The following is a 20,357-nucleotide window of genomic DNA, read 5'->3' on the forward strand; positions in this document are numbered from 1 at the left end:
GTTCCCTGCGAGCAAAGCCTCGCTTGCCCATCAGGAGGGAGATATACACCCGTCGCCCCGATCTTTGCAAGGCAAGCCCACGTAGCCTTCTGCTGGACCGGGGGGAGTCGGGGTACCGGAACCTTTTTTGCGCGGGGGCCGCATCCTCTACATGGGGGAGGGGAAGCGGGGCCACCAGGAACCCCTGGGCGGGAACCTCAGGCTCCTTCTGGCCCACCGGGAGGGCACGCCCCTCCGGATTTTCCTCAGGGAGGCCCCGGGGAGGTGGCGGGACCTAGGCTTCTACCGGGTGGAGGGTTGGCGGTACGCCCTTTTGCCGGAGGAGGGGCGGTACGTTTATGGGTTTACCCTCGCGCCAGGTGGATGCGAAGAAGCCCCTTGAGGGTGAGGTCCTCGTCCACCACGTCAAAGGAGGGGCAGATGGGCTTAAGGGTTTCGGCAAAGCCCCCGGTGGCGATGACCAGGGCCTCCCCCGCCTCCTCCTTGAAGCGGCGCACCATGCCCTCCACCAGGGCGGTGTAGCCCAGCACCAGGCCCGAGCGGAGGGCCTCGAGGGTGTTCTTCCCCACAGCCTGCTTAGGCGGTACCAGGTCTATGCGAGGGAGCTTGGCGGTGCGGGCGGCCAAGGCGTCGGCGGCGGTCTGGGGGCCGATGGTGATGGCCCCGCCCAGGTAGCGGCCCGGCGCCTCCACCAGGTCAAAGGTGGTGGCGGTGCCGAAGTCCACCACGATGTAGCGGCCCGTGGGGCTTTCGTAGGCCAGGGCCCCCACGGCGTTCACCAGGCGGTCGGCCCCGGCCTCCTTGGGGTTGTCTATGAGGACCTCGAGGCCCGTGGCCTCGGCGTCCACGATGTCGGCCTGGATGCCGAAAAGCCTTTCTATGGCCCTTTTCATCTCCCGCTCCACGGGAGGGACCACGCTGGCGAGGAGGGCGGCCTTGGGGGGCGGGAGGTCTTCCAGGGCGAAGAGGTTTTTCAGGATGACCCGGTACTCGCTTTCCATCCGCATCCTTTCGGTGTGGATGCGGAAGTGGGCCACGAGGCGCTCCCCCTCAAAGAGGCCAAGGGCGGTGGAGGTGTTGCCGATGTCCACCGCGAGGAACATTACCCTTCCCCTTCCTCCCAGGGCTCCAGGACCACCCGGGTGGTGATCTCGGCGTTGAGGTTGGCGGACGCGGAGCAGTACTTGGTGTGGGAGAGGTGGACGGCCCTCTCCAGGGCCTCGAGGGTCACGTTGGGCCCGGAGGCGATGTGGGTGACGGTGATGCGGGTGTAGCGCTTGGGGTGGGTCTCGGCCCTTTCCCCTTCCACCTCCACCCGGTAGCGGGAGAGGGGCTGCTTCTTCTTCCTCATGATGTCCACCACGTCGTAGGCCGTGCATGCCCCCAGGGCCATGAGGAGGAGCTCCATGGGACGGGGCCCGGTGGAGGGCTCGTCCCCGTCCACCATCACCTTGTCCCCCCTCTCGTTCACCCCCAGGAAGCGGTGCCCCACCAGGTTGTAGAGGACCACCTTCTTCGTCATGAGCTGGATTTTACCAAGTCCTCATCCAAGCCGCTAGAATGGGGCCTGAATGCGGTGGCTTTGGAGCCTTTGCTTCCTATGGAGCTTCGCCCTGGCCTTCCCCAGGGTGGGAGTCCACGAGGGCTTTACCCGCCTGGTCTTTGACCTGCCCTCGGCCGGGGTGGCCTACCGTCTGGACCAGGAGGGCGGCCTGCTCACCCTTTTCTTCTCCGGCCTCAGGGCCGAGGCTCGGGACCTCCTGGTGAACTCTCCCGAGGTGGCCTCGGTGCAGGTGGTGCCCGAGAAGGGGGGGGTGCGGGTCCTGGTGCGCCTCAAGGCCCTGGTGGAGGTGAAGGCCCAGCGCTACGCCGATCCCGAGCGCTTGGTGCTGGATCTGAGCCTGAAGAAGGCCAAGGATCCGCCCTCGCCTTCCTCCTCTCCGCCCGCAAGGCGCGCCCCTAAGCCCCCCAAGCCCGTGGTCCTCCTGGACCCGGGGCACGGGGGGATAGACCCCGGGATGGTGGGCTACGTGGTGGAGAAGGAGGTGGTCCTGGACGTGGCCCTCCGCCTAAAGCGCCTCCTGGAGGGAGAAGGGATAGAGGTCCGCCTCACCCGCGACCGGGACGCCCACCTCTCCCCGGATAAACGGGAGGACCTCTCCCGGAGGGCGGCCATGGCCGACAGCTCCCGGGTGAACCTTTTCATCTCCATCCACGTGAACGCCTTCCCCACCCGCACCGTCCGAGGGGTGGAGGTCTACTTCTTCGGCCGGGCCCAGGACCCGAGGGTCGTGGCCCAGGTGATCCGGGAAAACGGCGGCGGGGAGCTGGGCAAGCGCCTCACCGAGGAGACCAAGAGCGTGGCCGAGCGCATCCTTTCGGACATCGTGGCCCAGGCCAACCAGCGCTACAGCCAGCGCCTCGCCGAAACCCTGGGCCGAAAGCTCTCCCAGGCCACGGGAAGCCCCTACCGGGGGAGCTTCCCCGGGGACCTCTTCGTCCTCCGCTACGCCAAGGTGCCGGCGGTCCTGGTGGAGATCGGCTTCGGCGACCACCCGGCAGAGGGCAGGCGCCTTCGGGAGGCGAGCTATCGGGAAAAGGTGGCCCAGGGGCTTCTTTCCGGCATTCTCAGCTTTCTGGCCAACGGGGCCTTCGCCCGCTAGGGCCTGGGGCAGGGCCCCTTGCCGGGCGGGGGGACCTCCCGGAGGGAGGTTCCACCCAAAGCCGCCCCACCGCCACCTCGCCCAGGCCCGCGAAAAGGGCCGAGCCGAGGAGGATGGAGAGGAGGACACACGAAGGCATGGGCGCTAAAAGGGAAAGGCCTTTAAGGCTTCCCCCGCCGTGGAAAAGCGGGCCTCGGGCCGTTTGGCCAGGAGGCGCTCCAGGTATTCCCGCTCCTTTGGGGCCAGGTCCGTCAAGGGGGGGACGGCCCCATGCAGGTGGCCCAGGAGGACCTCCTCCGGCGTCCCCACGAAGGGGTGCTCCCCGGAAAGAATCCAATAGAGTATGACCCCGGCGGCGTAGACGTCGGCCTCCGGCCCAGGGCTTCGCCCCAGAACCTGCTCCGGGGCCAGGTAGGGCAGGGTGCCCACCCGCAAGGGCTTTTTGAAGGCCTCGAGGGCCGGACCCGAGAGGTCAAAGTCCAAAAGCCTCGCCTCGTCGGTGCCGGCCACGATGAGGTTTTCCGGCTTCACGTCCCGGTGGACCAGGCCCTTCTCGTGCATGTGGGCTAAGGCCTCGAGGAGCTGCCGGAAAACGAGGAGGGCCCGCTTCTTCCCGGGGCGGCGGAGCATCCAGCGGTCCATCTCCTCCCCCGGGGCGTAGGCCAGGAGGAGGGCGGGGCCTTCCTCCAGGTTTAAAGCCTCCAGCACCGGGTTGAGGTTGGGGTGGGAAAGCCGCTTCCCCACCCAAAGCTCCCGGTCCCGCCGGGCCTCGGTCCCCTTGGGGAAGACCTTGAGGGCGTAGGGGGTACCGAAGGGGTCAAAGGCCAGGTAGACCGTGGCCAGCGCCCCCTGGCCCAGAGGACGCACCACCCGGTAGCGCTCAAGGAGGGTCTTCCCCGCCAGGCTCACCGCCTCCACTATACCCGCCCCTCACCTCTTTCACCTGGGAGCCGTTAGGATTTTCCCGTGCGCGGTCTGGCGTTTTCCGGAGGCGGGGCCCGGGGCCTCGCCCACATCGGGGCCCTGGAGGTTTTTTTAGAAGCTGGCCTGGACTTCCAGGTGGTGGCGGGCACCAGCATGGGGGCCATCGTGGGGGCCCTCTTCGCCGCGGGGAAAAGCCCGGAGGAGATGCTGGCCTTGGCCCGGAAAACCCCCTGGCTGGGCCTTCTCGGCCTTTCCCCCAGGGAGGGGGTTTTCTCCCGCAGAAAGCTCAAGGATTTTCTGGCCGAGCACCTGCCCGAAACCTTTTCTGGGCTCAAGCGGTCCTTGGTGGTGACCGCCGTGGACGCGGTCTCGGGGAGGCTGGTCTTCCTGACCCAGGGGGAGCTGCCGAGCGCCGTGCTGGCCTCGGCCGCCTACCCCGGCCTTCTGGCCCCGGTGGAGCGGGAGGGGAGGTTTCTTTTTGACGGGGGGGTGCTGGACAACCTGCCCGTGGACGCCGCCCGCCTCCTGGGGGCGGGGGAGGTCTACGCCGTGGACGTGACCCCGGAAAGGGCGGTGGAGGAGGTGCCCCGGGGCCTTCTCGCCCTGGCCCGGCGGGCGGTGGACCTGATGCAGGTCCACCTCACCTCGGTGCGCCTCACCCTCTATGCCCCGGAGGTCTACGTCCGACCGAGCCTCCAGGGGGTGGGCATAGAGGACTTCCGCCGCCTCGAGGAGATCGTGGAGGCCGGCCGCCAGGCGGCGCGGGCGGCCCTTGCTAAAGTGGGAGGGGTATGAAGGCTTTTTGGGAGTACCTGTTCAAGGAGTGGTTCCGCCAGGTGGGGGAGGCCCTCCTGGTGGCCTTTTTGGTCACCACCTTCGTCTTCACCACCGTGGGGGTGGTGGGCCAGAGCATGTTCCCCACCTTGATAAACGGGGAGAGGGTCCTGGTGCCCAAGTGGGAGACCTGGCTGGTGCGCTTCGGCCTAACGGAGTGGCGCCGGGGAGAGATCGCCATCCTGAAGCCCCCGGAGGGCACCCCCTTCGCCACCGCCCGCTTTCCCGTCTTAGGCTTCTCCTTCCGGGCCTTCTTCATCAAGCGCATCGTGGCGGTCCCCGGGGACGAGGTCTACGTGGAGCGGGGGGTGGTGTACGTGAACGGGAAGCCCCTGGCGGAAACCCACATCACCGATCGCCTTTCCCCCTGGCCCGACTCCTTCCCCGGGGTGTGCTACAAGGAGGGGCGCATGACCCGGATCATCACCCAGCAGGGGGACTTCCCCGTGGAGCTCCTCCCCGCCTACCTCAGGCCCCTCAAGGAGATGCTCCTCCCTCCCTCCAAGGAGGTGCTGGACCGGAGCCGACTGGAGGAGTCCTGTGAGGTGGGCCGCATCAAGCTGAGGAAGGGCTACTACTTCGTCATGGGGGACAACCGCACCCTCGGGGGTTCCGAGGATTCCCGCACCTTCGGCCCCGTGCCCCAGGAGGCTATCGCCGGGCGGGCGAACTTCGTGTGGTGGCCCCTCTTCGTGCGGGGCGAGGGGGGGTTCCGCCTCAACCTCCGCCCTCTTTCTCCCCCTCCGGCCTATCTGGAGGTCCCTCCGGGCCGGTGAGCACGACCACCACGAGCCTCCCGGGTCCGTGGACCCCCTTGACCATCACCTGGCCGATGTCCGCGCTCTTGGAGGGGCCGGAGTGGAGGCCGAGGGCGGCGGGGAGGGCTTTGAGGTCCTCCAGGGCCTCGAGGAGGGTCCCGTACACCCTCCCCGCCTCCACGAAGACCAGGTGGATGGGGGGGAGGAGCTGGACCCTTCGGCCCTCCTCGCTGGAAAGGGCCACGCTCCCCGTCTCCGCCACGGCGAAGAGGGCGTAGGAGAGGCCCAGGGGGGCCTCCTCGGGGGGAAGCTCGGGAAGGGGGGGCCTGAGGTCTTCGGCAAGGGTCTTCCCGAAGGCGGCCCCGGGAAGCCCCTGGGCGAGGCTTAGGGCGAAGGCTTGGGCCTCCTCCCGGGGAAGCCTTTCGGCCTCGGCCCCGTTCTCCTTTAGGCGCCTAAGGAGGAGGTCCACGGGGTCCAGGGGGAGGGGGGTGTGGGGGTGCTCGGGGAGGAGGGCCTTGGGCCTTCCCCCCAGGGCGCGCCGCACGCGGGCGAGGATGCGGGTCCTAGCGTCCACCTTCCACCTCCTTCCAGAGCTCGTGGAAGGGCCTGGGGCTTGGCCTTAGGGGGCCCCTGCCCTCGGTCCAGGCCTTGAGGAGGGGGAGGAGGTCCTGGGGCAGGGGAAGCCCCCTCAGGCCCTTGGAGAAGAGGCGGTAGAGGGCGGGGCTTTCCATGACCTTGCGGAAGGCCCGCATGGCCGCCCCCTCCCAGGCGGGGGTGAGGCCCTCGGCCACCGCCCGGTGCCGCCAGGCGAGGAGGAGCTTGGGGATGGGGATCTTCACCGGGCAGGCCTCATAGCAGGCCCCGCAGAGGGTGGAGGCGTAGGGCAGGGGGTAGGCCTCCTCCAGGCCGAGGAGCCCGGGGTCCAAAACCGCCCCGATGGGCCCCGAGTAAACATAGCCGTAGGGGTGCCCCCCGGTCTGGCGGTAAACCGGGCAGGCGTTGAGGCAGGCCCCGCAGCGGAGGCACCGCAGGGTCTCCCAGGCCTCGGGATCCTGAAGGAGGGCGGTGCGCCCGTGGTCCACCAGGACCACGTGCACTTCCTCGGGGCCCTCCTCCCCCGCCCTGGCCGGGCCCTGGAGGAGGGAAACGTAGGTGGAAAGGCGCTGCCCCGTGGCCGCCCGGGCGGTGAGGGGGAGGAAGAGGGCGAGGTCGGCGGAGCGGGGAAGGAGCTTCTCCAGCCCCACGAAGGCCACGTGCACCCTGGGGAGGCTCGTGGAGAGCCTGATGTTCCCCTCGTTTTCCATGAGGGCCAGGGTCCCGGTCTCCGCCACCAGGAAGTTGGCCCCGCTCAGGCCGAGCTCGGCCGAGAGGAAGGCCTCCCTAAGCACCCGCCGCGCCACCTGGGCCAGGGCCTCGGGGGGGGCGTCCGGGGGGGTGCCGAAGCGCTGGTGGAAAAGCTTCTGGATCTCCTCCAGGGAGAGGTGGATGGCGGGGCCCACGATGTGGCTTGGGGGCTCGCCCAAGAGCTGGATCAGGTACTCCCCGAGGTCGGTCTCGTAGACCTCCACCCCCAAGGACTCCAGGAGGGGGTTCACCCCGAGCTCCTCGGTGAGCATGCTCTTGGCCTTCACCGCCCGCTTGACCCCGTGCCTTTGGACGATCTCCCTGAGGACCCGGTGGGCGTCCTCGGGGGTCTCGGCCCAATGCACCTGGACGCCGTTTTCCCTAAGCCGCCTTTCCGCGAGCTCCAGGTAGTGGTCCAGGTGGCTTAGGACGTGGTCCTTCACCGCCTTGGCCCTCTCCCGCCACTCCCCGATGGGGACCTCGGCGTAGGCCTTAAGGCGGTTCCTCTCAAAGTGGAGGGTGGCCCCGGTGACCGCCTCCCGCACCCCGGGCTTTTCCCGGAGGAGCCTTGCCGCCTCCTTGGGGTAGAGCCTGGCCTTAGCCCGCATACGCCTCCCAGAGCAGGGTGGCGAGGGGGGCCACCCTGAGGTTTTTGCCCTTTTTGCCCAGGCGCCCCGCGAGGTGGAGGAGGCAGCCCGCGTCCGTGGAGGTGAGGACCTCGGCCTCGGGCAAGGTGGCGAGCTTCCGGTCCGCCATGGCCAAAGAGACCTCGGGGAGCTTCACCGAGAAGAGCCCCCCGAAGCCGCAGCACTCCTCTCCGGCCTCCCAGGGAAGAAGCTCCGCCCCGGCGTTTTGGAGGAGGAGAAGGGGCTCTTCCCGCACCCCAAGCTCCCTCAGGGCGTGGCAGCCGTGGTGGTAGGCCACCTTCCTCCCCTTAAGCCCCTCCCCGAGCCTCTCCACCCCGAGGACCCGCACCAGGAACTGGGAGAGCTCGTAGGTCTTCTCGGCCATCGCCAAGGCCTCCCGGTTTCCGGGAAGGAGCTCGGGGTAGTGGTTCTTCACCATGCTGGCGCAGCTTCCCGAGGGCAGGACCACGTACTCCGCCTCGGCGAAGACCCTTAGGGTGCGCTTCGCCAGGGGCCTCGCCTCCTCCCAGTACCCGGCGTTGAAGGCGGGCTGGCCGCAGCAGGTCTGGCCCTCGGGGAAGTCCACCTCCACCCCCAGGGCCCTAAGGAGCCGCACCGCCGCCACCCCGGCCTCGGCGTAGAACTGGTCCGCCAGGCAGGTGATGAAGAGGGCCACGCGCATTTGGCCCTAGCATAAGCCCTACTCCTCCTCCAAAAGGGGTAGCCGCACCCTAAAGACCGTGCGCCTGGGGCGGCTTTCCACGGAGATATCCCCGCCGTGGGCCTTGGCGATGGCCCGGGCGATGGCGAGGCCGAGCCCCGTCCCGCCCCCGGGCCCCCGGGCGAAGCGCTGGAAAAGGTGGGGGAGGAGGTCTTGGGGGATCCCGGGCCCCGAGTCCTCCACCTCCAGGAGGGCGTGGCCTTCCTCCCGGCGCACCCTTACCTGCACCCCCTCCTTCCCCGCGGCCCGCGCCCCGTTGGCGACGAGGTTGCGAAGCATCTGCAAGAGGCGGTCGGGGTCGCCCAGGACCTCGGCTTCCTCTCCCCGGAAGGCCACCCCGTGCTCCCGGGCGGCCTCTTCCGCCAGGGCCTTCAGGTCCACGATGTGGGGGCTGAAGCGGAAGCCCGCCTCGCCTTGGGCCAACGCCAAGAGGTCCTCCACCAGGCGGCGCATCCTCTCGGCGGTGGCCCGGGCGGTGCGGAGGGCCTCGAGGTCCATGGGGTTCCGCCCCAGGCGGTCCAGGTGGCCGAGGAGGACGGTGAGGGGGGTGCGGAGCTCGTGGCTGGCCTCGGCGAGGAAAGCCCGCTCCCGCTCCTTGGCCTCCTTGAGGGCGGAGAGGAGGGCGTTCACCGTCTCCACCATGCGGCCGAACTCGTCCTTTGGGAGGGTGAGGGGCACGGGTTCCAGCCGCTCGGGGCTCCGGGTGGCGATCTCGCGGGCCGCCACCTCTAGGGGCCGCGTGGCCAGGCGGGCGGTGAGGTAGACCAGGATCACCCCCAGGGGGAAGAGGAGGAAGAAGGCCTCCAGAAGGGCCCGCCTCAGGGCGGCGAGGGTGGCCTCAATGGGGGCCGCCTCGGCGGTGAGGACCAGGAGGCCCAAGGAGGTGCGCACCACCGCCGCCAGAAAACCCCGAGCCCAGAAGGCCCTGGGCTCGGGCCCCGCCTGCCGGAGGGCCTCCCGGGGCAGGCGGTGGTCGGGGCGGGTGAGGACCAGGGGCTCCCCGTCCTCGGCGTAGAGGTGGAGGTACACCCCCCCGGTAGTGAGGAGGGCTCCGGACCGACCCTTCTGGTAGGCCTCGGCCACCGTGCGGGCGTCCTTTAGGAGGGTGGCCTCGAGGTGGCCCTTGAGGGCCCCTTCCACCCCCCGCCCCGCCAGGTACAAGGCTCCCCCCAGGAAGAGGAACCAGAGGAGGCTGAAGGCCAAGAAGAGGCGGGTGCGGAAGGAGAGCACCGAAAACCCCCCTGGCCGCCCGGTCCTAGCCTTCCTCGCCCTTGCCCTGGCGCACGGCGTAGCCCAGCCCCCGCACCGTGCGCAGGTAGCCGTAGGCCCCGGCCTCCCGGAGTTTGGCCCTGAGGTTGGCCACGTGGACGTCCAGCACGTTGGAGTCTTTGCCCAGGGGTCTCCCCCAGATGCGCTCCTCGATCTCCTGGCGGGAGAAGACCCGTCCCGGGCGGCTCATGAGGAGGGAGAGGAGGTCAAACTCCTTGGGGGAAAGCCGCACCTCCCGCTCCCCGAAGAAGACCTGCCGCCTCCTGGGGTAAAGCTCCAGCCGCCCCACGGAGAAGACCTCCCCCTCTCCTTTGCGGCGGAGCTGCACCTGGATGCGGGCCAGAAGCTCGGCGGGGTGGAAGGGCTTCACCAGGTAGTCGTCCGCCCCCTCGGAGAGCAGGGAGACCTTGCGGTCCACGGCGTCTTGGGCGGTGAGGACCAGGATGGGGGTGTCGTCGGTGGCGCGGATCCTCCGGGCCACCTCGGCCCCGTCCAGGTCGGGAAGGCCCAGGTCCAGCACCACCAGGTCAGGCTTTTTCTCCCGGTGCTTCACCAGGCCCTCCATGCCGCTTGCCGCCCAGTCCACGGCGAAGCCCGCTTCCTTGAGCTCCAGCTCCACCAGCTGGGCCACCCCGGGGTCGTCCTCGATGAGGAGGATGCGCTTCATGGCCAAAGCCTTTCCGGAGGGGCGAGGCCGTAGACCTCCTTGAGGAGCCTGAGGAGGCTCACCTGCTCCTTTTCCCAGGGGAGGAAGACGTCCCCCCGCTCGGCCATCCCGGGGAAGGCCCGGGGCTTCTCCCCCGGGAGGACCAGGAGAAGCTGCACCTCCTGCCCCGCCTTGGGCGCAAGGGGTGGGGAGAGGGGAAGGAGGCGCCTGCCCTCCACTCGCCAGGCCCCGTGAAGGGTCCTGAGGTCGGCGGAGAGGAGCCTGAGCTCCGTGCCCGGGGGCAGGGTGGGGCCGAGGAGGGGGGGAACGGCCGCCAGGGCCGCGGCCAGGAGGAGGGGGAGGACGAGGAGGCACCGCATCCTTCCCCCATTCTAGGAGGGCCTTTCCGCCTTTTGTGGGAGGGAGGTTAAGGGGCCTTGGGGTTTTTCCGGGAGGAGGAAGCCCGCCGAGACCACGTACTTGAGGGCGTCCTCCACGCTGATCTCCAAGGGGATGACCTCCTCCGAGGGGACCAGGATCACCATGCCGCTGGCGGGCACGGGGCTCGTGGGCACGAGGACCGCGGTGTACCCCTCGGGTAGAGGGGGAAGGCGGTGCCCCACGGGCTGGACCACGAAGCAGAGGGTGTAAAGCCCCCGCCTCGGGTACTCGATCACCGCCGCTCGGCTGAACTTCACCTCCTTTTGCCCGAAGAGGGTGTGGGCGATCTGCTGCACCGCCTTGTAGATGTCCCGCACGATGGGCAGGAGGAGAAGGGAGCGCTCCAGGGAGAGGATAAGCCTCCTGCCCAGGTAGTTCTCGGCCAGGGCGCCCACCAGGTAGATGAGGACCGCCGCCAAGAGGAGGCCGACGAAGGGGAGGAGGGGTAGGTAGGTGGGGGGCACCTCGAGGTTCAGGAGGCGGAGAAAACCCTGGATGTAGCTCCCGGAGTAGGTGTAGACCCAGCCCAGGAAGTAGAGGGTGACCAGCAGGGGAAGAAGGGTGACCAGGCCGGTGAGGAGGCGTTGCCGGAGGCGCATGGCCTTCAGTTTATGCCAACGCCCCCCGGGTGGGGCGGGGCTTACGGGGTGGGCCTATTGTGGACCCCGCGCTTGCTCCCAAGCGAGGAGGGTTTGCACCGGGGCCCTCATCCTGGCGCGGCTACCGGCCGTCCCCCCGGGCCTGGGCCAGCTCCTTGAGGCCCCGGACGTCCTTGAGGAAGATCTTGCCGTAACCCGAGCGGATGTAGCCCTCCCGCGAGAGCTCCCCGATGACCTTGGTCACCGTCTCCCGCACGCTCCCCACGGCGGCGGCCAGCTCGTCGTGGGTGGCGTGGAGGACGATTCCACCTCCCTCTTCCTGGGCTAAGGGGGTTTCCGCCAGCTCCAAGAGGGCCGCGGCCATGCGGTTCTTGAGGCGCTGGGTGGCCAGGCGCTCAATCCTGCGGTAAGACTCAGAGAGGGCCTGGGACAGGTGCTGGGTGAGTTCCCTCAGCACCTCAGGAGGGGGCTCCTTGGGTAGGGGCTCCAGGACCACCTCCGTCACCGCCTCGGCGAAGTAGCCCCGTTCCTGGCCGAAGAGGACCTCCTCGCCGAAGAACCCCCCGGGGCGCACCAGGCGGAGGGTGAGGGCGTTGCCCTCCTCGTCCACCGCCTCGAGGCGCACCACCCCCTTGAGCACCCGGAAGGCCCGTTCCCTGGGCCCCGGCACCCCGGGGTAGAGGATGACCTCTCCGGGCTTGAAGCTTGCGGTTTCGCGGGCCTGGGTCATGGTTCCCTCCTTGCCCCCAGGGTAGCACGCCGCTGGGGATTTTGTAAACCTTCGGGTTGTAAAAATTTGGTTCCGGCTACCCTTTCCCCAAGGGGCGCCTCCGGGCCACGGGGAGGAGCCGCTCCACGGCGATCTCCGCCCTCCTCCCCTCCCTTTCCGCCTGGGCAAGCTCCAGCCTTGCCCAGAAGAGGGCCATCTCCCACACCGCCTTCAGGCGCTCCTCCAGGGGTACCTCCCGCCACTCCGCCCGGTCGTCGGGCGGGGCTTCCAGGGGGAAGCGGCGGGCCACGGACCGGATGGTTCTCATTCCAGCTCCTCCAGGTCCCTGAGGTCCACGGGTCGGCCGAAGGCCCGCTTCAGGGCCTTGAAGTCCTCGGGGTGCACCACGTAGACCCTGACGCCCGCCACCTCCCGCTCCAGGGCCCGGGCGAAGGCCGCGTCAAAGGGGGGGGCGTCCAGGATGACCAGGTCAATGCGGTTGGGGGCGTAGCCCAGCTGGACCACGCCTGGGCTTGCCAGGTCTTCCACGGCAAGGCCCAGGTCGTCCCCGCCGAAGAAAGCGCGGATGGCGGCGAGGACCCTCTCTGCCTCCTGGGCGTCCACCCACAGGTCCAGATCCTTGGTGAAGCGGGGCCTCCCCAGGAAGGCCAGGGCGTACCCGCCGATCACCAAAAACCGGGCTCCCGCCTCGTGGAGCGCCCGGAGGAAGTCCAGCATATCCGGGGTCATCCGGTGTTCTCCCTAAGCCACTCCAGGTACTCCCGGTTCCCCTCGGCCACGGGCAGGGCCAGGATCTCGGGCACGGTGTAGGGGTGGAGGGCCTTGACCCGTTCCTTGAGCTTGGGGAAGGCGTGGGTGGTGGTCTTGGCGATGAGGAGGAGCTCCCGGTCCTCCACCACCTCCCCCTGCCAGCGGTAGACCGAGGTGAGGCTGGGGACGATGTTCACGCAGGCCGCCAGGCGCTCTTCCACCAGGGCCTTGGCGAGGGTCCTCGCCACCTCCTCGCTGGGCACGGTGATGAAGACCACTTCCTCCATCTACCTCTCCTCCTCCACCACGAAGGCGCTCGCCACCTCGTCCTCCTCCGGGAGGTTCATCACCTTTACCCCGGCGGTGGCCCGGGAGTACTGGCGGATCTCCGCCACGGGGGTGCGGAGGGCGAGGCCTTTCTTGGAGAGCACCAGGAGGTCCTCCGCCCCCCGCACCTTGAGGAGGGCGGCGAGCCTTCCCACCCTGGCCGAGACGGCGTAGGTGATGACCCCCATCCCGCCCCGCCCCTGCAGGGGGTACTCGGAGAGGGGGGTGCGCTTGCCGTAGCCCCGGGTGCTCACGGAGAGGAGGTCCACCATCTCCCCGGGCTTCACCGTGACCAAGGAGACTACCCGGTCGGCGGGTTTCTTGAAGCGGATCCCGGTCACCCCTTGGGTGTCCCGGCCCGTGGCCCGCACCTCCTCCAGGGGGAAGCGGATGGCCTGGCCCTCGGCGGTGGCCAGGATGGCCTCGTCCTCGGGGTCGGAGAGGGCCACCCCCACCAGGCGGTCCCCCTCCTGGAGCCTTATGGCGATGAGGCCCGCCTGGCCCAGGTTCTGGTACTCCTTGAGGGCGGTGCGCTTGACGAGGCCCCGCTCGGTGGCGAAGACCAGGTAGCCCTCGCCCTCGAGGCCCCGCACGGAGAGGAGGGCGGCCACCTCCTCCTCCTCGGAGAGGGGAAGGAGGCTTTTCACGTGCACCCCCCGGGCCTGGCGGCCCATCTCGGGGAGCTCGTAGACCTTGAGGCGGTAGACCCGGCCGCGGTTCGTGAAGAAGAGGAGGTCGTCGTGAGCGTCGGCCACGAAGACCTGGGTGGCCTCGTCCTCCTCCTTGGTCTTGCCCGCCAAAAGGCCCTTCCCCCCCCGCCCTTGGGCCCGATAGCTCTCCAAGGGGAGGCGCTTGAGGAAGCCCTGGGCGGTGAGGGTGATGACCATGGGCTCGTCCTCAATGAGGTCCTCGGGGCTGAAGCTCTCCTCAAACTCGGCGATGAGGGTGCGACGCGCGTCCCCGTACCGCTCCTTGACCCGGAGGAGGTCCCGCTTCACCTCCCCCCAGAGGCGGGTTTCGTCCTCGAGGATGGCCTTGAGCCGCGCGATCTCCTCCATGAGCTCCCGGTACTCCTCCAAGAGCTTCTCCCGCTCCAGGGCCACCAGGCGCTGGAGGCGCATGTCCAGGATGGCCTGGGCCTGGGCCTCGCTTAGGCCAAAGCGCTCCATGAGGGCGGTGCGGGCCTTGGGGGCGTCCTCGGAGCCGCGGATCAGGGCGATGACCTCGTCAATGTGGTCCAGGGCTATTAGGAGCCCTTCCAGGATGTGGGCCCTCTCCTCCGCCTTCTTGAGGTCAAAGAGGCTCTTGCGCTTTAGGACCTCCTTGCGGTGGTCCAGGTAGTGGCGCATGAGGTCCAGGAGGGAGAGGACCTTGGGCTCCCCGTTCACGATGGCGAGGAGGTTCACCGTGAAGGAGGTCTGGAGGGCGGTGTGCTTGTAGAGCTGGTTCAGGACCACCTGGGGGTTCGCCCCCCGCTTGAGCTCAATGGCGATGCGGAGGCCCTGGCGGTCGGACTCGTCCCGGAGGGCCACGATGTCCTCAAGCTTCTTGGCCTTCACCAGGGCGGCGATCTGGGCGATGAGGCCCGCCTTGTTCACCTGGTAGGGGATCTCCGTGACCACCAGGACGGGCCTCTGGCCCTTCTCCTCCACGCGCACCTTGGCCCGCACCTTGAGGCTTCCCCGGCCCGTGGCGTAGGCCTCCCGGATGCCCTTCCGGGAGAGCTTCCCCCCGGTGGGGAAGTCGGGCCCCGGGAGGTGGCGCATGACCTCCTCGAGGGGGATCCCTGGGTTCTCGATCATGGCCACCAGGGCGTCCACCACCTCGGAGAGGTTGTGGGGCGGGAGGCTTGTGGCCATGCCCACGGCGATGCCGCTCGCCCCGTTCACCAGGAGGTTGGGGATGGCGGCGGGGAGGACCTCGGGCTCCTTGAGGGAGCCGTCGTAGTTGGGGCGGAAGTCCACCGTCTCCTTGTCTATGTCCAGGAGCATCTCCGCCCCCATGGGGGAAAGCCTCGCCTCGGTGTAGCGCTGGGCGGCGGGCGGGTCGCCGTCAATGGAGCCGAAGTTCCCCTGGCCGTCAATGAGGGGGTAGCGCAGGTTCCAGGGCTGGGCGAGGCGGGCCAGGGCGTCGTAGATGGCGGCGTCCCCGTGGGGGTGGTACTTGCCCATGACCTCGCCCACGATCTTGGCGCTCTTCACGTGCTTGCGGTTGGGGAGCACCCCCTCCTGGTAGGCCCCGAAGAGGATGCGCCGCTGGACCGGCTTGAGCCCATCCCGCACGTCGGGCAGGGCCCGGTCCACGATGACGGACATGGCGTAGTTGATGAAGCTCTGCTTGAGTTCCTCGGTGATCTCTACGGGCAGTACCTGGGACATAGCGCTCCTAAGAGGCGTTTAGACGCCAGCTTTCATTATAGCACGGGGCTTTCCCCCACCGCTCTAAGCGGGAAAGGGTCCAAAGAGGGGCCTCGAGGCTCAGCCTCCCACCTCCAGGGTCTCCGCCAGGTAGAGGAGGGCGAGCTTGTAGGAGAGGGGCCCGAAGCCGGAAATGATGCCCCGGCAGGCGGGGGCGGTGACGGAGTGGCGGCGGAAGGGCTCGCGGGCGTGGAGGTTCGTGAGGTGGACCTCCACCACGGGAAGGGGCTGGGCCCTTATGGCGTCCAGGAGGGCGTAGGAGTAGTGGGTGAGGGCCCCGGGGTTCAGGACGATGGCCAAAAACCCCTCCTGGTGGGCCTGCTGCACCCACTCAATGAGCTGGCCCTCGTAGTTGGTCTGCCGAAAGGCCACCCCAAGCCCAAGCTCCGCCCCCCAGGCCTCGCAGAGGGCCTCCAGCTCCTCCAGGGTGGTGCGGCCGTAGACCTCGGGCTCCCGGGTGCCCAGGAGGTTCAGGTTGGGGCCGTTCAGGATCAGCACCATGGGGGCTCCTCTGCCTTAGCATAAGGCCATGCGCCGCCTCCTCGCCTTCGGCCTCCTCCTGGCCCTGGCCTGGGCCCAGACCCACGTGGTGGCCCCCGGGGAGACCCTCTTCGCCATCGCCCGGCGCTACGGCACCACGGTGGAGGAGCTCGCCCGCCTCAACGGGCTTAAGGACCCTGGCCGCATCCGGCCCGGGCAGGTCCTCCGGGTGCGCCGGGCGGTGGAGGTGGCCCTCCCCCGGGGGCGGGCCCTCTACCTTGCCCCGGTGCAGGGGCGGGCCTTCGGCCTGGTGGTGGAGGGCTACCGGGAGGGCCAGGCCGAGTTTCTCGGGGCCACCTACCCCCTCTTCCCCCAAGGGGCCAGGCTCCTCGGCCTCCTCCCGGTGGGGGCCCTGGCGGAGCCCGGGGTGCACCCCTTGCGGCTCCTCTTGGACGGGGAAAGGGTGGAGGTGCCCCTGCGCGTGGCCCCGGGGGGCTACCCCCAGGAGACCCTCCGCCTCTCCCCGGCCCTCGAGGCCCTCCTCAAGGACCCAGGGCTCAAGGCGGAGCGGGAGAAGGTGGTGGCCGCCTGCCCCAAGGAGGGGGCTTTGCCCTCGGGCCTCGCTTTTCGCCTCCCCCTCTCGGGGCGGATCACCAGCCCCTTCGGGGTCCGGCGGCGCTACGGCGACCTCTTCACCTCCTACCACGAGGGCCTGGACTACGCCGCCCTCGAGGGCACCCCGGTGCGGGCGGTGGCGGGTGGGGTGGTGGTCCTCTCGGAGAGGCTGAAGGTGCGGGGCGAGGCCGTGGTGGTGGCCCACGGGGCGGGGCTTTGCACGGGGTACTGGCACCTTAAGGAGCGGAGGGTGCGCCTTGGGGAAAGGGTGCAGGCCGGGCAGGTGGTGGGGCTTTTGGGAAGCACCGGGCTTTCCACCGGCCCCCACCTGCACCTGGAGGTACGCCTCTTCGGGGTGCCGGTGGACCCCGCCCCCTTCTTCGCCGGCTTACCCCTCCCCTAGGCGGAGGAGGGAGAGGACCTCCACGTGGTGGGTGAAGGGGAAGAAATCGTAGGGCCGGGCGAAGGCCAGGCGGTAGCCTTCCCGGACCAGCTCCCCCACGTCCCGGGCCCAGGTGGCGGGGTCGCAGGCCACGTAGAGGATTTCCCGGGGGCGGGTTTCCTTGAGGTACGCCCGGACCTCCGGGGCGAGGCCCGCCCGCGGGGGGTCCAGGACCACCAGGTCAAAGGCGCCCAGGGCCCGGGCCTCCCGGGCGTCTCCCCGGTGGAAGCGGAGGTTCTCCACTCCAAGCCGCTTCCGGTCGGCCTCCCCCCGGCGCACCGCCTCCTTGCTGATCTCCACCGCCACCACCTCCCCGTAGCGGGGGGCGAGGAGGAGGGAGAGGAGGCCCGAGCCCGCGTAGAGCTCTATCGCCCTCTTCCCCCCGAGGACCAGCCCCCGGGCCTCCTCCAGGAGGAGGCCCATGGCCTCGGGGTTCACCTGGGCGAAGCTCTCCACGCTCACCGTGGTGGTGAGGGGACCGAAGGCTTCCAGGAGGGTCCTTTCCCCGTGGAGGGGGCGCACCTGCCCCCGGAAGCGCCCCTTGGGGGAGGGCTCGGCCCAGACCACCCCGGCGAAGCCCTCCTTTACCAGGGCCCGGGCGGGCCGCTTCAGGGCCTCGGGGTTTCCCCCGATGAGCCCCAGGAGGACCTTTCCCTCCTTGAGGCTTCCCCTTAGGGCCACCTCCTCCACGGGGAGGGGCCAGAGCCTCAGGACCTCCAGGGCCCAGGCCAGGGGCTCGGCCACCAGGGGGTCCTCGGCCACGGGGAAAAGGGCGCGGCTTTGGGGGAGGCGGTAGGCCAGGCCCCCCAAGGGGTGGCGGGCGTACTGGGCGGCGGTGCGGTAGGCGAGGGGTCTTGGGGAGGGCCGGATGGGGCTTAGGGGAAGGGAGAGCCCGGCGATGCGCTCCAGGGCCTCCCGCACCAGGCCCTCCTTGAGGGGAAGCTGGGCTTGATAGGCGAGGGGTAGGTCGGCGGAGGGGGGGAGGGGGTGGGGGTAGCGGTCGGGGCGGGGGGAGAGCACCTCCACCTCCTCCAGGAAGAGGGCTCCCCGGCGGCGCACGGGCCTTCCCCGCACCACCTCTCCCGGGAAGGCCCCCTTCACCAGGACTGCCCCCTCTTCCCCCCGGGCCAGGCCGTAGCCCCCGGGCACCAGCTTTTCCACGGCGAAGACCTTCACCCCTCCACCCTACCACCGGGCCTTCGGGGGAGGGCTACAATAAGGGGGTGATCCGGGTGCTTTTGGCAGACGACCACGCCCTCTTCCGCCAGGGGCTCAAAAGCCTTTTGGAGGCGGAGGGGGACTTCCGAGTGGTGGGAGAGGCCAAGGACGGCTGGGAGGCCCTAAGGCACGCCCTCGAGGCCAAGCCCGACGTGGTCCTCATGGACATCCAGATGCCGGGCCTAGACGGGGTGCAGGCCACCCAGGCCATCCTCAAGGAGTGGCCCCAGGCCAAGGTCATCATCCTCACCATGTACCGCCAGGACGCCTACGTCTTTGAGGCGGTGAAGGCGGGGGCGAGGGGGTACCTCCTCAAGGACGCCGACGCCCGGGAGCTCACCGAGGCCATCCGCCGGGTCCACGCTGGGGAGGTCCTCCTGGACGCCGAGCTCGCCGGGCGGATCATCCAGGACTTCCGGGCCAAGCGGGAGGCCCAGGTTCCCTTGCACGCCGAGCTTTCCGAGCGGGAGGTGCAGATCCTGAAGCTGGTGGCCCAGGGCTACACCAACCTGGAGATCGCCGCCGAGCTCGGCCTCTCGGAAAAGACGGTGCGCAACCGCCTTTCCGAGATCTTCCAGAAGCTCCACCTGAACAACCGCACCCAGGCCGCCCTCTACGCCATCCGCGAGGGGCTGGCCCAGCCCGAGCCGGAAGAGTAGTGGACCCGGTGCGCTTCCTCCTGGAGCTCGCCCCCCTCGCGGGGGAGGAGGCGAGGGGGGACTACGTGGCCTCGAGGCTCCCTGGGGCTCGTCGCGACGGCCTGGGTAACGTGTGGGCCGGGGAGGGGAGGGTGCTCCTCCTCGCCCACCTGGACACCGTCCTTCCCCCGGCCCTACCCCGGCGGGCGGGGGAGAGGCTCTACGGCCCCGGAGTGGGGGACAACACGGGCGGGGTGGCGGTCCTCCTCTCCTTGCCGGAAATCCCCGGGGTGGTGCGGGGCTTTACCGTGGGGGAGGAGGGCCTGGGGAACCTCAAGGGGGCGAGGGCCCTGGTGGCCGCCCTCTCTCCCCAGGTGGTGGTGGCCGTGGACGGCTACCTCCCGGGGGTGGTGGACCGGGCGGTGGGCTCGGTGCGTTTCCGGGTCCGCTTCCTGGGCCCTGGGGGGCATGCCTGGGGGGACCGGGGAAGCCCCAACCCCGTCTTCGCCCTGGCCCGGGGGCTTTCCGCCCTCCACGCCCTCTTCCTGGGGGAGAAGGCGGCAAGCCTCAACGCCAGCGGCCTCGAGGGGGGCGGGGCGGTGAACGCCATCCCCAAGGAGGCCTCGGCCCTCCTGGAGATCCGGGCCCTGGAGGCCTCGCGCCTCGCCTCCCTCTTCGCCCGGGCCCGGGAGGTCCTCGAGGCGGCGGCCCAGGAGCACCGGGTAGAGCTGGACCTCGAGGTCCTGGGGGAGAGGCCCGCGGGCCTCACGGCGAGCGAAGCCCTGCGGGAGGCGGCCAGGCGGGCCCTCGCCGCCGTGGGGGAAAAGCCCCTCTTCCAGGCAGGCTCCACCGACGCCGCCGCCGCCCTGGAGCGGGGCGTGCCCGCCCTCGCCCTAGGGGCCTACCGGGGGGGCGGGGCCCACACCGAGGAGGAGTGGGTCCTTCCCCAGAGCCTTTGGGAGGGGCGGAAAGCGCTCCTTTCCTTTCTTTGGGCTCTTGGCGTAGGATAGGGCGTATGCGCGTGGGCGTCCTTCAGGGCTTCCTCTCAAGGCGGTACCTGGGCTTCTGGGAGGCCTACCTTCGCGCCTTGGGGGTGGAGGTGGTGCGGGCCTCGGTTGACCCCGATTCCCGCCTGCCTTACTGCCTGCCCGTGCAAGGGCTTCTTTCCCAGGTGGAGGCCTTGAAGGCGAAGGGGGTGGACTACCTCCTCCTTCCCGATCTGCAGGGGGGGGTGGAATCCGAGCGGGGGGGAGGGCAGTGCCCCTGGCTTTTGGACCTCGAGGCCACCCTCCACCGCTACTACCCCGGGCTTCCCCCGGTGCTCAAGGTGCCCGCCGAGCTTTCCGAGCGGGTCTTGGGCCGGGCGGGGGAGATCGGCCAGATCCTCACCCGCAACCCCATGCGGGTAGGCCGGGCCCTGGACCAGACCAAAAGCCTCCTCAAGCCCGCCCCACCCCTCAAGACCCCGCCAGGAAGCGTGGGGGTGGTGGCCCAGCCTTACCTCCTGGAGGACGAGGCCTTCCGGAGGGAGGTGGCGGAGGCCCTGGCCCGGGTGGACCTCCTCCCCTTCTTCCCCGACCTGCCCCCGGAGAGGCTCCGCGAGGAGGGGGACCGCCTCCTCCCCATGGACCTGCCCACGGACCGGGAGCTCCTCGGCATGGTCCACTACCTCCACCGCCTGGGCCGGGTCAAGGCCCTCCTCCTCGTGGTCTCCTACGCCTGCCCGCCCATCCCCGGCCTGCTCAGGAAGGCGGCCCGGAGGCTCACCAAACCCCACCGGCTCCTCACCCTGGGGGAGGACTGGGAAGGCGAGCTTAAGGCCCTCAAGCGGGAGATGGGGGGGTAATACCACCTTGCGCCAGCATGAGGGCCCCGGGAAAGAAGGCCCACAGCGCTTAGGCGAAGGGTTCACGCC

Annotated in this window: 24 protein-coding genes and 1 pseudogene; 8 read left to right on the plus strand and 17 right to left on the minus strand. The window is 69.7% G+C overall.

What is annotated here, in order from left to right; all coding sequences use genetic code 11:
- The first annotated feature begins 23 nt into the window (after positions 1-23).
- Positions 24-382, plus strand: a pseudogene (locus ABJK26_RS08740) (hypothetical protein).
- Here the strand turns inward: ABJK26_RS08740 and ABJK26_RS08745 are convergent.
- Together ABJK26_RS08745 and ABJK26_RS08750 are read right to left on the minus strand one after the other, a co-directional pair.
- Entirely contained in the window at positions 345-1,103 is a 759-nt protein-coding gene (locus tag ABJK26_RS08745) for a type III pantothenate kinase (RefSeq protein WP_347241899.1), read from the minus strand. The pseudogene ABJK26_RS08740 and the gene ABJK26_RS08745 sit on opposite strands and share 38 nt — an antisense overlap.
- Positions 1,103-1,522 (minus strand): OsmC family protein, encoded by a 420-nt coding sequence (locus tag ABJK26_RS08750; protein ID WP_347241900.1) that lies wholly within the window; start codon positions 1,520-1,522, stop codon positions 1,103-1,105. The genes ABJK26_RS08745 and ABJK26_RS08750 overlap by 1 nt, the downstream gene beginning before the upstream one ends.
- A 49-nt stretch (positions 1,523-1,571) precedes the next feature.
- Between ABJK26_RS08750 and ABJK26_RS08755 the strand changes: the two genes are divergently transcribed.
- Positions 1,572-2,663 (plus strand): N-acetylmuramoyl-L-alanine amidase, encoded by a 1,092-nt coding sequence (locus ABJK26_RS08755; RefSeq protein ID WP_347241901.1) that lies wholly within the window; start codon positions 1,572-1,574, stop codon positions 2,661-2,663.
- Between the two features lie 144 nt (positions 2,664-2,807).
- Here ABJK26_RS08755 and ABJK26_RS08760 read toward each other — a convergent pair whose 3' ends face one another.
- Positions 2,808-3,581, minus strand: a complete 774-nt coding sequence (locus tag ABJK26_RS08760) for a serine/threonine-protein kinase (RefSeq protein WP_347241902.1) — start codon at positions 3,579-3,581, stop codon at positions 2,808-2,810.
- A 48-nt stretch (positions 3,582-3,629) separates the two neighbouring features.
- Here ABJK26_RS08760 and ABJK26_RS08765 point away from each other — a divergent pair, with 48 nt between their 5' ends.
- Both ABJK26_RS08765 and lepB read left to right on the plus strand, forming a co-directional pair.
- Positions 3,630-4,382 carry a patatin-like phospholipase family protein gene (locus ABJK26_RS08765; protein ID WP_347241903.1) on the plus strand — a complete coding sequence of 251 codons (753 nt, stop codon included), beginning with the start codon at positions 3,630-3,632 and terminating at the stop codon, positions 4,380-4,382.
- Entirely contained in the window at positions 4,379-5,197 is an 819-nt protein-coding gene (gene lepB / locus ABJK26_RS08770; RefSeq protein ID WP_347241904.1) for a signal peptidase I, read from the plus strand. Before ABJK26_RS08765 ends, lepB begins: the two co-directional genes overlap by 4 nt.
- Here lepB and ABJK26_RS08775 read toward each other — a convergent pair.
- From ABJK26_RS08775 to aroQ, 13 genes are all read right to left on the minus strand, one after another.
- Positions 5,139-5,753 carry an LUD domain-containing protein gene (locus ABJK26_RS08775; RefSeq protein WP_347241905.1) on the minus strand — a complete coding sequence of 205 codons (615 nt, stop codon included), beginning with the start codon at positions 5,751-5,753 and terminating at the stop codon, positions 5,139-5,141. The genes lepB and ABJK26_RS08775 overlap by 59 nt on opposite strands.
- A complete protein-coding gene (locus tag ABJK26_RS08780) occupies positions 5,743-7,131 on the minus strand; it encodes a LutB/LldF family L-lactate oxidation iron-sulfur protein (RefSeq protein WP_347241906.1) in 1,389 nt (462 codons plus the stop codon). The genes ABJK26_RS08775 and ABJK26_RS08780 overlap by 11 nt, the downstream gene beginning before the upstream one ends.
- Positions 7,121-7,831, minus strand: a complete 711-nt coding sequence (locus ABJK26_RS08785) for a (Fe-S)-binding protein (RefSeq protein WP_347241907.1) — start codon at positions 7,829-7,831, stop codon at positions 7,121-7,123. The genes ABJK26_RS08780 and ABJK26_RS08785 overlap by 11 nt, the downstream gene beginning before the upstream one ends.
- A gap of 18 nt (positions 7,832-7,849) precedes the next feature.
- Positions 7,850-9,100, minus strand: a complete 1,251-nt coding sequence (locus ABJK26_RS08790; RefSeq protein ID WP_347241908.1) for a HAMP domain-containing sensor histidine kinase — start codon at positions 9,098-9,100, stop codon at positions 7,850-7,852.
- Between the two features lie 25 nt (positions 9,101-9,125).
- Positions 9,126-9,806: a response regulator transcription factor gene (locus tag ABJK26_RS08795; RefSeq protein ID WP_347241909.1), complete on the minus strand. Its 681-nt coding sequence runs from the start codon at positions 9,804-9,806 to the stop codon at positions 9,126-9,128.
- Entirely contained in the window at positions 9,803-10,165 is a 363-nt protein-coding gene (locus ABJK26_RS08800; protein ID WP_347241910.1) for a hypothetical protein, read from the minus strand. The genes ABJK26_RS08795 and ABJK26_RS08800 overlap by 4 nt, the downstream gene beginning before the upstream one ends.
- 12 nt (positions 10,166-10,177) lie before the next feature.
- Positions 10,178-10,825 (minus strand): DUF502 domain-containing protein, encoded by a 648-nt coding sequence (locus ABJK26_RS08805; protein ID WP_347241911.1) that lies wholly within the window; start codon positions 10,823-10,825, stop codon positions 10,178-10,180.
- Positions 10,826-10,946: 121 nt separating this feature from the next.
- Positions 10,947-11,555 (minus strand): helix-turn-helix domain-containing protein, encoded by a 609-nt coding sequence (locus ABJK26_RS08810; protein ID WP_347241912.1) that lies wholly within the window; start codon positions 11,553-11,555, stop codon positions 10,947-10,949.
- A 76-nt stretch (positions 11,556-11,631) separates the two neighbouring features.
- Complete coding sequence (locus tag ABJK26_RS08815) at positions 11,632-11,862, minus strand: hypothetical protein (protein WP_347241913.1); 231 nt, start codon at positions 11,860-11,862, stop codon at positions 11,632-11,634.
- Entirely contained in the window at positions 11,859-12,284 is a 426-nt protein-coding gene (locus tag ABJK26_RS08820; protein WP_347241914.1) for a nucleotidyl transferase AbiEii/AbiGii toxin family protein, read from the minus strand. The genes ABJK26_RS08815 and ABJK26_RS08820 overlap by 4 nt, the downstream gene beginning before the upstream one ends.
- Entirely contained in the window at positions 12,281-12,592 is a 312-nt protein-coding gene (gene cutA / locus ABJK26_RS08825) for a divalent-cation tolerance protein CutA (protein WP_347241915.1), read from the minus strand. The genes ABJK26_RS08820 and cutA overlap by 4 nt, the downstream gene beginning before the upstream one ends.
- Positions 12,593-15,010: a DNA gyrase subunit A gene (gene gyrA, locus ABJK26_RS08830; protein WP_347241916.1), complete on the minus strand. Its 2,418-nt coding sequence runs from the start codon at positions 15,008-15,010 to the stop codon at positions 12,593-12,595.
- A 99-nt stretch (positions 15,011-15,109) separates the two neighbouring features.
- A complete protein-coding gene (aroQ, locus tag ABJK26_RS08835; RefSeq protein WP_347241917.1) occupies positions 15,110-15,550 on the minus strand; it encodes a type II 3-dehydroquinate dehydratase in 441 nt (146 codons plus the stop codon).
- Between the two features lie 28 nt (positions 15,551-15,578).
- Here aroQ and ABJK26_RS08840 point away from each other — a divergent pair, with 28 nt between their 5' ends.
- Positions 15,579-16,547 (plus strand): M23 family metallopeptidase, encoded by a 969-nt coding sequence (locus ABJK26_RS08840; protein ID WP_347241918.1) that lies wholly within the window; start codon positions 15,579-15,581, stop codon positions 16,545-16,547.
- On the opposite strand, the gene ABJK26_RS08845 is transcribed toward ABJK26_RS08840, so the two are convergent.
- Complete coding sequence (locus tag ABJK26_RS08845; RefSeq protein ID WP_347241919.1) at positions 16,533-17,762, minus strand: methyltransferase domain-containing protein; 1,230 nt, start codon at positions 17,760-17,762, stop codon at positions 16,533-16,535. The two genes, ABJK26_RS08840 and ABJK26_RS08845, sit on opposite strands and share 15 nt — an antisense overlap.
- Positions 17,763-17,809: 47 nt before the next feature.
- On the opposite strand from ABJK26_RS08845, the gene ABJK26_RS08850 reads away from it, so the two are divergent.
- From ABJK26_RS08850 to ABJK26_RS08860, 3 genes are read left to right on the plus strand one after another with little or no spacing between them, the layout of a single operon-like run.
- The gene (locus tag ABJK26_RS08850; RefSeq protein ID WP_347241920.1) at positions 17,810-18,463 is read left to right on the plus strand and encodes a response regulator transcription factor; all 654 of its coding nucleotides are present in this window, start codon (positions 17,810-17,812) and stop codon (positions 18,461-18,463) included.
- Positions 18,463-19,452 (plus strand): M20/M25/M40 family metallo-hydrolase, encoded by a 990-nt coding sequence (locus tag ABJK26_RS08855; protein ID WP_347241921.1) that lies wholly within the window; start codon positions 18,463-18,465, stop codon positions 19,450-19,452. Before ABJK26_RS08850 ends, ABJK26_RS08855 begins: the two co-directional genes overlap by 1 nt.
- A gap of 5 nt (positions 19,453-19,457) precedes the next feature.
- Positions 19,458-20,288 (plus strand): hypothetical protein, encoded by an 831-nt coding sequence (locus tag ABJK26_RS08860; protein WP_347241922.1) that lies wholly within the window; start codon positions 19,458-19,460, stop codon positions 20,286-20,288.
- Positions 20,289-20,357 lie beyond the last annotated feature (69 nt).

Source organism: Thermus sp., assembly GCF_039793865.1.
In the GTDB taxonomy this organism is placed as follows: domain Bacteria; phylum Deinococcota; class Deinococci; order Deinococcales; family Thermaceae; genus Thermus.